10 protein-coding genes are annotated in these 13446 nt (G+C 39.4%); 8 read left to right on the forward strand and 2 right to left on the reverse strand.

The window, feature by feature from the left end:
- Positions 1-176 precede the first annotated feature (176 nt).
- From hisD to AAHB12_RS13050, 7 genes are all read left to right on the forward strand, one after another.
- The gene (hisD, locus tag AAHB12_RS13020) at positions 177-1460 is read left to right on the forward strand and encodes a histidinol dehydrogenase (protein ID WP_129727625.1); all 1284 of its coding nucleotides are present in this window, start codon (positions 177-179) and stop codon (positions 1458-1460) included.
- A gap of 509 nt (positions 1461-1969) precedes the next feature.
- A complete protein-coding gene (locus AAHB12_RS13025; RefSeq protein WP_342045592.1) occupies positions 1970-3175 on the forward strand; it encodes an iron-containing alcohol dehydrogenase in 1206 nt (401 codons plus the stop codon).
- 23 nt (positions 3176-3198) lie between these two features.
- The gene (locus tag AAHB12_RS13030) at positions 3199-4638 is read left to right on the forward strand and encodes a GntP family permease (protein WP_342045593.1); all 1440 of its coding nucleotides are present in this window, start codon (positions 3199-3201) and stop codon (positions 4636-4638) included.
- Between the two features lie 35 nt (positions 4639-4673).
- Positions 4674-6131 carry a CoA-acylating methylmalonate-semialdehyde dehydrogenase gene (locus tag AAHB12_RS13035; RefSeq protein ID WP_342045594.1) on the forward strand — a complete coding sequence of 486 codons (1458 nt, stop codon included), beginning with the start codon at positions 4674-4676 and terminating at the stop codon, positions 6129-6131.
- A 98-nt stretch (positions 6132-6229) separates the two neighbouring features.
- Positions 6230-6991, forward strand: coding sequence for an SDR family NAD(P)-dependent oxidoreductase (locus tag AAHB12_RS13040; RefSeq protein ID WP_342045595.1), 762 nt, complete (start codon positions 6230-6232; stop codon positions 6989-6991).
- A complete protein-coding gene (locus AAHB12_RS13045; protein WP_342045596.1) occupies positions 6988-7947 on the forward strand; it encodes a 3-hydroxyacyl-CoA dehydrogenase family protein in 960 nt (319 codons plus the stop codon). Before AAHB12_RS13040 ends, AAHB12_RS13045 begins: the two co-directional genes overlap by 4 nt.
- A 50-nt stretch (positions 7948-7997) precedes the next feature.
- Positions 7998-8783, forward strand: coding sequence for a 3-hydroxybutyrate dehydrogenase (locus AAHB12_RS13050; RefSeq protein WP_342045597.1), 786 nt, complete (start codon positions 7998-8000; stop codon positions 8781-8783).
- 171 nt (positions 8784-8954) lie between these two features.
- Here AAHB12_RS13050 and AAHB12_RS13055 read toward each other — a convergent pair whose 3' ends face one another.
- Together AAHB12_RS13055 and AAHB12_RS13060 are read right to left on the reverse strand one after the other, a co-directional pair.
- Positions 8955-9509: a shikimate kinase gene (locus AAHB12_RS13055; protein ID WP_129727631.1), complete on the reverse strand. Its 555-nt coding sequence runs from the start codon at positions 9507-9509 to the stop codon at positions 8955-8957.
- Positions 9510-9918: 409 nt separating this feature from the next.
- A complete protein-coding gene (locus AAHB12_RS13060; protein WP_342045598.1) occupies positions 9919-11481 on the reverse strand; it encodes a helix-turn-helix domain-containing protein in 1563 nt (520 codons plus the stop codon).
- Between the two features lie 383 nt (positions 11482-11864).
- Here AAHB12_RS13060 and AAHB12_RS13065 point away from each other — a divergent pair, with 383 nt between their 5' ends.
- Positions 11865-13409: a PTS transporter subunit EIIC gene (locus AAHB12_RS13065; protein ID WP_342045599.1), complete on the forward strand. Its 1545-nt coding sequence runs from the start codon at positions 11865-11867 to the stop codon at positions 13407-13409.
- Positions 13410-13446: the final 37 nt, after the last annotated feature.

Genomic DNA, 13446 nt, shown 5'->3' on the forward strand with positions numbered 1-13446 from the left:
ACAGGTAGAACAAACCAAACTATTCTAGTCTAAAGCTTCAACAGAAATCAATTTTATAGTTTCGTAAAAAAGATATGCTGTATATCTTTTTTCATTCCGAAAAATTGCATACGTATGCAATTTTTTAAAGAAACATTTTGGGTACGTATGCAAAAACATAAAAGGGGGAAGTTGTTGTGGCAAGATATTTGAAAACGGGGAAAAGCCAAGCAGAAATTGCAGAGAATGATGCGAAGGTATCTGAAACAGTAAGACAAATTATTCGTCGTGTTGAAACAGAAGGGGATCAAGCTGTAAGATCCTTGTCTGAGCAATTTGATAAATGGTCACCGGAGAGCTTTAAGCTTACCCAAGAGCAAATCGAGCAGATCATTAGTGAGGTGCCAGAACAAACAATTGAAGATATTAAATTTGCACAAGCTCAAGTACGAAAATTTGCAGAAGCACAACGCAAATCTATGACTGATATTGAAGTTGAAACATTGCCAGGTGTTGTTCTTGGTCATAAAAATATTCCGGTAAATAGTGTCGGATGTTATATTCCGGGAGGACGTTATCCGATGGTTGCGTCCGCACATATGAGTGTTCTAACAGCAAAGGTAGCTGGTGTAAAACGTGTCATCGCGTGCACTCCTCCTATTAAAGGTGAAATTCCTGCTGCAACCGTAGCTGCGATGCATTTGGCAGGGGCCGATGAGATTTATATTCTTGGCGGTGTACAGGCGATGGTAGCAATGGCCGTCGGTACAGAAACAATTCAACCGGTTGACATGCTTGTAGGACCTGGAAATGCCTTTGTAGCGGAAGCGAAACGCCAGTTATATGGACGTGTTGGTATCGACCTTTTTGCAGGACCGACAGAGACGCTGGTAGTTGCGGACGAAACAGCAGATGCAGAAATGATTGCATGTGATATTTTAGGACAGGCAGAGCATGGTCCAACATCACCAGGAGCTTTAATCACTACATCAGAAAAGCTGGCACAGGAAACTGTAGTAGAAATTGAACGTCAATTGCAAACGCTACCAACTGCGGATGTAGCACGCGTGGCGTGGGAAGAAAATGGCATCATCATCCTCGTGGAAAATGAGGAGGAGGCATTAATTGAAGCTGATAAGCTAGCTTTTGAGCATGTTGAAATTTTAACAAAGGATCCAGATTATTTCCTAACTAATATGACGAACTATGGATGCTTGTTCTTAGGACCAGAAACAAATGTCGCATACGGTGATAAAGTAATTGGTACAAATCACACACTTCCGACAAAAGGTGCAGCACGCTACACAGGAGGTCTTTGGGTAGGGAAATTCTTGAAAACATGCACATATCAAAAGGTTACAGAAGAAGCAAGTGCCTTTATTGGCGAGTATGCTGCCCGGTTATGTCAGCTAGAGAATTTTGCAGGCCATGCCGAGCAAGCCTTATTGCGTGTTAAACGATACGGAAAAGTAACAGTTTAATAGATTATGGGGGACGCTCTGATCATCAAGAGGGGGTCCCTCTCACTAAAACATAGTAAAAATTTGTGGGTTTTGCTATTTGGATATAATAACCAAGGGGTTTAACCAGTTTATGTATAGAAACTAAGAGATCCTAATGCTAAGCTTAAAATGAAGACGTTAACGATATTTCAGGCTTTAAGAAAATACAAATTTCCAGCCGGAAGTGAATTTGACGTAGTAAAAAATTTTAGGAATATAGTGTAAGCGCAACCATATATCGATCCTCTCCTAATAGCTCACTTATAAATGCAACTACGCCTCCATCTTCGCCCAAAGGCAGGGCTTGCCAATCGGCAAGTTTTCTTTAAAAATGCTAATGCTCTTTCTGGACGACTGCATGGAGATAGATATATTTATAAGGATATTTGATAACGTTTACATATGAAGGTGTTAAAAACTTATATTCCAGAAAAATAAATGGAAGGGCTGGAAAACAGAGATTATATAGAAGTAAGGGGATGCTAGAGATGACATTTCATCAATTACTCATGCCAAGTCAGGTTTTGTATGGGAAAGATTCCTTCACTGAGGTTGGTAAACAGGCAAAGGCTCTAGGGAAAAAGGTCTTAATTATTAGTGATCCGATTATGGATAAGATCGGAAATGTAAAGCTCTGTGAAACGTACTTGCAAAATGAAGGACTTCCATATGCGAAGTATTTAGGAGTAGATTCTGAACCTACAGATATTCATGTAGATGAAGCACTTGCGCTTTGCAGGGAAGAGCAGTGTGACGTCATTGTTACGGTAGGTGGCGGCAGCTGTATTGATACTGCAAAGGCCGTAGCGGTTATCATGACAAATGGCGGACATATAAGAGATTACTATGCTAGTAAAAAATTATTTGATACAAAGCCGTTACCGCTCATTGTTGCCCCAACTACTGCAGGGACTGGATCAGAAGTAACGTCAGTAACGGTTATTACGGATACAAAGCATGACGTAAAAATGATGCTCAAGCAGCCAGAATTATTACCTACGGTTGCAATTGTTGATCCAACACTGACAATTTCTTGTCCACCGCCAGTAACAGCTGCAACAGGAGTAGACGCTTTATGTCATGCACTGGAGGCATTTATCTCCCGGCGGGCGCAGCCAGTAACAGATACGCTCGCTTTACAGGCGATTGAGCTCATCATGGGCAATATTCGTACTGCGTATACAGATGGGGAGAATATTGAAGCAAGAGACAAAATGGCGTTGGGCTCGATGCTGGCGGGGATAGCATTTTCAAATGCTTCCGTTACATTAGTACACGGGATGTCGCGTCCAATTGGTGCTATGTTTCATGTGCCTCACGGTATATCTAACGCAATGCTCCTTCCAGCTGTACTGGAGTTCACGAAGGAAGAAGCTGCTGCTAGATTAGCTGAAGTAGCAAGAAAGGTATTGAAGGAACAAGTTGGACTTTCAGAAAATGAATTAGTAGCAGAATTTATTAATGAAGTTAAACAATTATGCAAGGATTTGAGTATCCCAAATTTAAAGTCGTGGGGAATCGATAAGGACAAGCTTGATGCGGTTGTTGCTAAGATGGCCGAGGATGCAATCATCAGCGGAAGTCCGGCGAATAATCCGAAGGTACCTACGCATGATGAAATTGTAAATCTGTATTATGTTTGTTACGAATACGAGCTTTCAGTCAGACAGCAAGTAGCTAAATCATTTATCTAAATCAGCAAGAGGGGGAAACAGCAATGGATTTACTCATTATTATATTAGCTTTAGGGCTTCTAATGCTTATTGCCTACCGGGGTTTTTCCGTTATTTTATTTGCACCGCTTTGTGCATTGCTTGCAGTCATCTTAACTGAGCCTAATTATGCTTTACCATTCTTTTCAAGTATTTTTATGGAGAAAATGGTCGGATTTATCAAACAATACTTTCCTGTGTTTCTATTAGGCGCTGTTTTTGGCAAGCTCGTTGAAATGTCAGGTGTAGCTGATTCAATTGCCAAAACAATTGTAAAAATCGTAGGAGCAAAAAGAGCTATCCTTGCAATTGTCTTAATGTGTGCAATTTTAACTTATAGCGGTGTGAGCTTATTCGTAGTAGCATTTGCAGTTTATCCATTTGCTGCGAACCTTTTCCGTCAGGCAAACATACCGAAGCGCCTTATTCCAGGTGCGCTTGCTTTAGGGTCATTATCATTCACAATGGATGCAATGCCGGGAACTCCGCAAATTCAAAACGTTATTCCTACTACTGTTTTTAAAACGGATATTTACGCAGCACCAACACTAGGAATTATCGGGGCGATCTTTGTCTTTGTTCTAGGGATGATTTATTTAGAAAGTCGACGTAAAAAAGCGCAAGCAGCAGGTGAAGGTTATTTCGGCTTTGGTGATGCAAGCGGAGAAATTGCTGCAGCTGCCGCTGAGAAAATTGACACTTCAGTAGTGGATACAACTGCTTCAGTAAGCGGTTTTCGTCAAGTGTTGGCATTTGTCCCGCTTATTCTTGTAGGGGTAGGAAATAAATTCTTTACAGTTTTTATTCCTAAATGGTATCCGAACGGGTTTGATTTTTCCGCAATTGGTTTAAAGGAATTTGGTGTTGTCGATCTTTCGAAGGTAACTGGTATTTGGTCAGTAGAGCTTGCGTTGCTATTAGGGATTGCAGCGACGGTTGCATATAACTGGAAAGCTGTAGCTTCCGGATTCCAAGCAGGTATGAATGCAAGTATTGGAGGGGCCTTGCTAGCGGCTATGAATACAGGCTCTGAATATGGCTTTGGTGGGGTCATTGCAGCTCTTCCTGGATTTGGGGTCGTGCGAGATCATATTTCACATACGTTTACAAATCCTTTAGTAAATAGTGCAGTAACAACGAATGTATTAGCCGGGATTACTGGTTCAGCATCCGGCGGAATGGGAATTGCCTTAAGTGCAATGGGAGAAAAGTACATGCAGGATGCTCTTCAGTACAATATCCCTCCTGAGGTCATGCACCGTGTTGTTGCGATGGCATCTGGCGGAATGGATTCTTTACCTCACAACGGGGCAGTTATTACACTCCTTGCTGTAACCGGATTAACGCATAAACAGTCTTACCGCGATATTTTTGCAGTTACTGTTATTAAAACACTTGCTAGCTTCTTCATTATCGGAGTTTATAGCTTAACTGGTATAGTTTAATCATTTAAAAAATCAATAGGAAAGAAGGATATACAATGACAACAACGACAGCAAAAACAGTAAAAAATTATATTGGCGGCGAATGGGTTGAGGCATCAACAACAGCAACGGAGCCTGTGTACAATCCGGCAACAGGAGAAGTGATTGCTGAGGTTCCTCTTTCAACAAAGGAAGATGTGGATAAGGCGGTTCAGGCAGCAAATGAGGCATTTAAAACATGGTCAAAGGTCGCTGTGCCAAGACGTGCACGGATCCTCTTTAAATATCAACAATTATTAGTTGAGAACTGGGAAGAGCTTGCAAAGCTTGTAACCATTGAAAATGGTAAAAGCTATAAAGAGGCTTATGGAGAAGTGCAACGCGGCATTGAGTGTGTAGAGTTTGCTGCAGGAGCGCCAACGCTCATGATGGGCCGTCAGCTTCCTGACATCGCAACAGGCATTGAGTCTGGGATGTACCGTTATCCAATCGGGGTGATCGGCGGAATTACGCCGTTTAACTTTCCAATGATGGTACCTTGCTGGATGTTCCCGCTTGCGATCGCATGCGGTAACACATTTGTATTAAAGCCATCTGAACGTACACCGCTTCTTGCAGCTCGTCTTGCGGAATTGTTTGAACAAGCAGGTCTTCCAAAAGGCGTACTAAACATCGTAAACGGTGCGCATGACGTCGTCAACGGCTTGCTTGAGCACAAGCTTGTTAAAGCGATTTCCTTCGTAGGATCTCAGCCGGTTGCAGAGTATGTATACAAAAAAGGATCTGAAAATGGAAAGCGTGTACAAGCCTTAGCGGGTGCGAAAAACCATTCCATCGTATTAAACGATGCAGATCTTGATGTAGCAACAGCGCAAATTATCGGCGCGGCATTCGGTTCTGCAGGTGAGCGTTGTATGGCGGCAGCTGTTGTAACGGTACAAGAAGAAATTGCAGATGCGCTAATTGCACGTTTGGTAGAGGAAGCAAACAGTATGAGAATCGGAAACGGTATGGATGAGAATGTGTTCTTAGGTCCTGTTATTCGTGAAGGTCATAAAGCACGTACACTTGGTTATATCGAGTCCGGCATTCAAGAAGGTGCTCGCTTAATCCGTGATGGCAGAAACGACGAAGCGGCACAAGGAGACGGTTATTTCGTAGGACCAACGATTTTTGATGAAGTAACCCAAGAAATGAAAATTTGGCAGGAAGAAATTTTCGCACCGGTTTTATCAGTGATTCGTGTGAAATCATTAGATGAAGCGATTGAAATTGCAAATAACTCCCGCTTCGCAAACGGAGCATGCATTTACACAGACTCCGGCGCAAGCGTTCGTCAATTCCGTGAAACAATCGAAGCAGGGATGCTAGGAGTAAACGTAGGTGTACCAGCACCAATGGCGTTCTTCCCATTCTCCGGCTGGAAGGATTCCTTCTACGGCGATCTTCATGCAAACGGCACAGACGGCGTGGAGTTCTATACAAGAAAGAAAATGGTCACAGCCCGTTATTAATGAAGGATCCCTTAGGGAGCGTATGAAAACTAAAATGAAGACACCGATTTGTTGCTCGGTGTCTTTTTTGCAAAGTGGAGTGTAGTAGGGAGGATATTATGACGTATTTTCAAGAAATAAAGGGGAAAAAGGTTTTAATTACAGGGGGAAGTAAAGGAATTGGGAAGGATATTGCGATTGCCTTTGCAGAGCTAGGAGCAGATGTTGTCATTACTGGCCGGAATGAAGCTGATTTGGTTACCGCAACAGAGGAGCTGAAGCAAATCCATTCAGAGTGCTCTTATATTGCAGCAGATATGCAAAATGTGCAGCAGGTTTATCACATGGTTGATGAAGCGGTAGCGAGAATGGACGGAATTGATATATTGATTAACAATGCAGGAGTTAACATTCCAAAACCAGCATTAGAAGTAACGGAAGAGGAGTGGGATCAAGTATTAGATACAAATTTAAAAGGGGTATTTTTTTGTACACAGCGTGCAGGAAAGTATATGACGGAGCAGAATAAAGGAAAAGTAATACATATTGTTTCGCAAATGGCGTTTGTCGGGTATGTAAAACGTGCCGCCTATTGTGCAAGCAAGGGAGGCGCCGTCCAATTGACAAAAGCTTTGGCGGTTGAATGGGCACCTTACAACGTCAAGGTCAATGCTGTTGCCCCTACATTTATCGAGACGGATTTTACGAGAAAGATGTTTGATGATAAAGAGTTTTATCACGATGTACTGCAGCGTATACCGCTCGGAAAGTTAGCTCAGCCTGCTGATGTTACAGGAGCTGTGCTATTTCTTGCTTCTGATATGGCTAACTTTGTTACGGGAGAAACGATTAAGGTAGATGGGGGATGGACAGCTATATGATGACCTTTAGCGAAAAACTATCAATTCTTGGCTCAGGTACAATGGGACATTCTATTGCCTTGGCAGCTGCTTTAGCTGGTATGGAAGTGAGGGTTTGGGGAACGGGTAACCAGGATATTGAGCGAGGCAGACTAGGAGTTACAGAGAAAATAATGATTCTAAGGAAGCATGATGTAATCGATTCAACGGAAGCTAACGTCATTGCAGCTCGAATTGGATTTACAGATTCCTTAGAAGAGTGTATTTCGGGAGCAACATTTATCATTGAGGCTGTACCAGAAAACCTTGCATTAAAGCAGAAGCTTTTTCAAGAGCTGGATCGCCTTTGCCAGCCAGATGTTATTTTAGCTAGCAATACGTCGGGCTTAAGCCCAACTGCTATCGCATCCTTAACATTATCTCCGGAAAGAACGCTCGTTACCCACTTTTGGAATCCAGGACACTTAATTCCATTAGTAGAAGTGGTGCGGGGAGAGAAGACTGCAGCTGGAACTGTTGAGCGGGCAGTCCAACTGCTTCAATGTATGGACAAGAAACCAGTTGTTGTGAAAAAGGATATTTTAGGTTCTATCGTGAACCGTCTGCAGTATGCCCTATTCCGCGAAGCACAGTATATTTTAGAGCAAGGCGTTGCTACCGTAGAGGATATTGACGCGGCTGTACGTTACAGTATCGGTCGCCGTCTGCCGGTAACAGGGCCGTTTATGTCGGCCGATATGGGAGGACTAGATGTATTTGACTCTATCTCTAGCTATCTATTTCCCGATTTAAGCAGCCATCAAGAGTCCTTCTCAAGGATGAGAAATCTAGTGGATGAAGGAAAATATGGACAAAAAACAGGTGCAGGCTTTTATCAATGGGAACCTGAACAATCAGAGAGGATCAATGAAGAACGTGAAGGGGAGCTTATTTACTGGCTGAAGAAGGATCGGCAAGCTAAAGAACTAGTGAAATAGGTTCGATTGAATTGTTAAACAAGGTAGACTTTATGAGAGGGGGAGAAGATATGGGAAAAATCTTAGAGGGAAAGGTAGCATTTGTGACAGGTGCTGCAAGTGGTGTTGGGTTACAGATAGTAGAAACATTTGCCGCTGAAGGGGCGAAAGTAATTCTTTCTGATATCAATGAGCAGGGGTGCAAAAATGCGGCCAAGGAATTACAAGCACGTGGTTATGAAGTATTAGCAGCTCCTTGCGATGTGACTGATGAACAGCAATTTAAAGATAGTCTCAATTATGCGATTCAATCCTTTGGAGGTCTCGATATATTAGTTAATAATGCGGGGCTTCAGCATGTCGCGCCTATTGAGGAGTTTTCTACAGAGAAGTTTGAGCTGTTAATAAAGGTTATGCTAACAGCGCCTTTTATTGGAATGAAACACGCACTTCCGATTATGAAGAAACAGAGGTACGGTAGAGTCATCAATATGAGCTCCATTAATGGGCTAATTGGATTCGCGGGGAAGGCTGCCTATAATAGCGCCAAACATGGAGTGATTGGCCTCACGAAGGTTGCAGCCTTGGAAGCAGCTGAGTATGGAGTTACTGTAAATGCTCTTTGTCCAAGCTATATAGATACGCCGCTTGTAAGAAATCAGCTAAAGGACTTAGCAGCGACGAGAGGTGTTCCGATCGAACGAGTGCTGGAGGAGGTTATCTATCCGCTTGTTCCGCAAAAGCGTTTGTTGTCTGCTGAAGAGGTGGCTGATTATGCAGTCTTTCTAGCGAGCGAAAAAGCTAAAGGAGTTACAGGTCAGGCTGTTGTCTTAGATGGAGGGTACACTGCGCAGTAAAAGGAAACGATACTTTACTATTATACATTGGGAGAATGGGTCTTTTTGCATAACAACCAGCCGAGCATCTTGTAAATGCTCGGCTGGTTGTTGCGCTTGTATACTTTAAGAACGTATAAAATTCCAGCTGAAAAACTATTCAATGCAGCCGAAAATTTTAAGAATAAAGTATCATCTCGGTTCGTACATATCCCAAGCCAGCTTTAAGGAATCAACGATATAATCTGCGGCTTCCTCAATCTCAAGATTATCTGTCCCCATCTTAGAATGATGAGCTGAGTAGATGCCTTGACGTTTATAGAATAGCTGCTCAATCTCCTCAAGGGAAAGTCCTTGTAAAACAGGGCGGCTGTCGATAATGATGTTTAAGCGCTCCTTCCAGGATTCCCAAGAGATATCGAGAAAGAAAACGATGCAATGAGCTAAGCAGAATTCTCGGATTTCATCCTGCAGAAAGGCGCCGCCGCCTAATGAAATGATTTTGAGCTTCTGCTGGCAAATATCCTTAATCATACTTTTTTCTTTTTCTCGAAAGGCTTTTTCGCCAATACTATTAAATATTTCCCGAACGGGCATATTAAATTCTTTCTCAATTTCTTTATCAATGTCGATAAAATCTCTATATAATTTCTTTGCCACGCTCTCTCCAATGGCAGTCTTTCCTACCCCCATAAAGCCGATAAAAACGATGCTTTTTTCTCTGAGGGATATACGATCGTTTATCATTCGCAAGCACTCTCTCTTATGTTTTTCTCAAGCCTAAAATCATTAAAATTATAATATACCTCGTTTGATTTGTAAAAAAAATATTTTCAATTTTTAGGAAAATGTATGGAGTAAAGGCGCATTACAGAGGTCAAGCGTTATATAAAATACTGCAAATGCAATGTTCCACATTCTCATTTTATCTGAAGTTAGTCTTAACTGTTCAGACAGAATTAATACAAAGAGATGAAATGGACTATACATAACAAAAGCTGTTTTCAACGATCTTTTGAGACAGCTTCTTTTAGGGTATCAGTAATGGGATATATGAACTCCTATATATTTAATTGTATTCGTGGGTTTAGGAGAAAGTCAGTATTGGAACGGATTCTTGGGGAATCTCACTCCCTTTCAATAAGCCATATACGTTTTATAAGAAATGTGATGAATATTTCTTAAGTAAAATTCTTTTGATTTCATCTGGAGATTTATTTGATATTTCTTTGAGAAAGACATCAGATAAAATTTTTCTTCTTGAACTACTAGAAAATCCTAGATCTAAAAGTTTTTTAATGTCGCTTTGATGTAGGTAAAAATTCAACTTAATACATGAGTAATTTTCTTCTTCTAATAAGGTAGTAATTCTGTTAGAGAAGGTAATAATTGAGTCATACTCTAGATTTTTAAGCTGATGAAATTCATTAATATTAATATTTCCAACAATTGTTACATCCACGTAATGCTTTAAGTTCTCAACAAAAAAATTAGTTTTTTCCACTGTAGAATTAGTAACTATAACGATTTTTCTACTATTCCTCCCAATAACTTTATTTCCCATGATAAATTTTCTAAATATTAAGGTCAGTGTTGAAATCTGTAGCCTTGAAAATTGAAGGTCTATTTTGTTTTCAATAACTGGTAGAGCCTTATTAATAATGCCAAACAGTTTAGACAATTCCTTATGGGTATCATCTAACTTATTGTCGTAGAAGTTGTATTCATATTTATTTCGAATAATGCTTTTGTATATGTACTGGTAAACCTCATTAAAGACGAGTTCATAATTATAAAATGTCGTAATTATATTCTTTTGAATTTCATCTATGAAAGCTATAGTTACTTCTTGAAGCTGTTTATCTATAGGCAGTTGTGGATGGAACGTATAATCTAGGGATGAGACTAGATAATCTAAGAATAAATTTTCGTTAGGGTCTTGTTCTTTTAATAATTGATACTTACGTACCTTCAGATTAGGTTCTTCATCGCCTTTTAATATACTACCTTTCTGAATTCTATATAGGCTTAGAATTAGGTAGATATAACAAAACTTTTTAGATGGATAAGACATTCTCATTTCATTGGTTTCGATGAACTCCTCCAGTAACTTTTTTGCCTCATGTATTTCAACTTGTGTCTTTTCAGAAAAGATCTTAATAATCATCTTTTGTAAGGGATTGTTTGCTTTTCGGTTGATAAGATTACCAAAAGAATCTATTTCTAGTAAAGAAGCTAAAATAGATGTAGTTAAAATACGATAAGATCTTTCATGGCCTACTATTTCAATTCCTTTTTTGGGGATAACTTTCACGTCTAGCTTTCTTATCTTTAGATACCCAGTAAGAGCTTTATTATCTTTTTTCTTTGTAGTTAAGCTAATACCCATTTCCTCGTATAATTTTGTCGTATTTAGAGATTCATTTAAAAAAGCTGAAACAATAATTATAAAGTTACGTTCTCTTTGAGAAGAGATATATTCATCTAGTGAAAGGTTACTTACGAAATTAAGATAATCATTGTATTTTAGAGTACTTAAAACCATGTTTCCTAAGATTTTTATCTGTTTTTCAGTCGGGAGATACAAGTTAATATTCGCTATGTGTCTTTTTAGGCTATTGGCACTTCTGCCAAAAAACTCATCCGAATATGTAAGATCCAACTTACCTTTTTCTTGTAGAAAACTTATTATTTTCAAGTCAAGATTATTAATGCTCATATAATCAGTCCTTTATATTATGAAGAGGAGACCCTATTGCTAGTATAGCCTAAATGATTAAGAATATAAGATGTTTTATCTGCATTTATGTATTGTTGATTAAAGTTTCATACGAGTTTTAGGAGAAAGTATTACGTATTGAAAGTCGTTTAAAGGATTGAGGTAACTTTTCGAAACGTTTTCAGCTCATAAAGTTACCTTGAAGAAAGCGCTTAATAAAAATAAACTCATAGTGAGGCAACAAGGAAAGTGAGGGGGAGGGATTGAGGATGAAGAATAAAATTAAAAGTAGAATGACAAAAATAAGTCCAAAGGGAGAGAAAGCCAGCTATTAGATGAGAATATCCACGAAAAATAATAGCTACTAAGCAAGGAGGCTTATAATGAAACAAAAAATGAAAGATGGAATCCAAACCTTTGGTAGATCCTTACTATTACCAATCGCAGTGTTGGCACCTATAGGATTGATTTTGGGATTATCAGGAGCATTAGCTCAAACCTACATGATTAGCAAGTTTCCTTTCTTAGGAAATGAAGTACTTCAAACTATTATCAAAAATCTAAGAGCTATAACCGGAGTTGTTTTTGATAATATCCCGTTACTTTTTGCTATGGGCGTTGCTTATGGAATGTCTAAAAAAGAGAAAGGAATAGCAGTTTTTTCATCTGTCTTAGGGTATTTAACTTTATTGATCGTTATGAATATTTGGCTTACAGTAACCGGAAATTTGGCTACTGAACATTTATCGGAAGTAGGGCAAGGAATCGTTCTTGGGATTCAGACGCTTAAAACAGAAGCTGTAGGAGGAATCATAGCTGGTCTTGTAGCTGCAAAGTTAACAGATAGGTTTTATAAGCTGGAACTTCCGTTAGCATTCGCCTTCTTCAGTGGGAAAAAGTCGGTTCCTATTCTTACATTTTTGGCTATGATTCCAGTTGGACTAGTTATCCCGATTATTTGGGAGGCTCTAACTAAATTCTTGATCAGTATTTCTTTTATTTTTATGAATGAATATATCGGTGTTGGGTTGTATTGGTTCGTTGAAAAACTTCTTATTCCTTTTGGACTACACCATGTACTAAACGAACTACTTAGATTAACAGCAGCGGGTGGAGTTTATGTAATAGATGGACAAGAATACACTGGAATACTTAATGCTGTAAACAAGATATTATTTGAATTAGGACCAAACCATGAAAGCTGGAGTTTAATGCCGATGCTTACAAGCTATATGGGTTCTGGCCAAATGTTATGCACATTGTTTAGAATTCCCGCTATCGGTTTAGCTATGTATCATACTGCATATAAAGGAAATAAGCAAATAGCTAAAGGAACTATTATAACTGTTGTTTTAACTGCTTTCTTAGGAAATGTAACTGAACCAATGGAATTCTCATTCCTATTCATTGCACCACAGTTATATTTTGTATATGCATTGCTTAGTGGAATTACAGCTCTTCCGCTTAACCTTTTGCATATATCAACAAGCTATATCAGAGGAACTATATTCGATTTTGGAATATTCGGCTTACTATATGAACATACGAATTGGCTGAACCTGATTCTATTGGGTATCTTCAACTTTATTATATTTTACTTTGTATTTAGATATGCAATTCTTAAGTTCAACTTAAAAACTCCAGGAAGAGAAGAAGACGTTAGAAATAGTACGCTTCTAAAAGAAAAAAAATATAACGAAATTGCTGCAATTCTCGTGGATGCTCTTGGAGGAAAAGCTAATATTAAAAATATTGATAACTGTATAACGAGACTGAGAATTGACTTGAACGATCAAGGTGCAGTTGATGTAGAAAAATTAAAAGATTCAGGCGCGGCTGGGGTATTTTTCCCACAAAAAAATCATATTCATATTGTTTTTGGACCGCATGTGGAATTTGTTAGAAATGCGGTAGAAGTAGCAGGATAGTCCCGATGCTACATTATTTTCTGAAATTTATACAGAT

The sequence above is a fragment of the Bacillus sp. OTU530 genome (assembly GCF_038440375.1).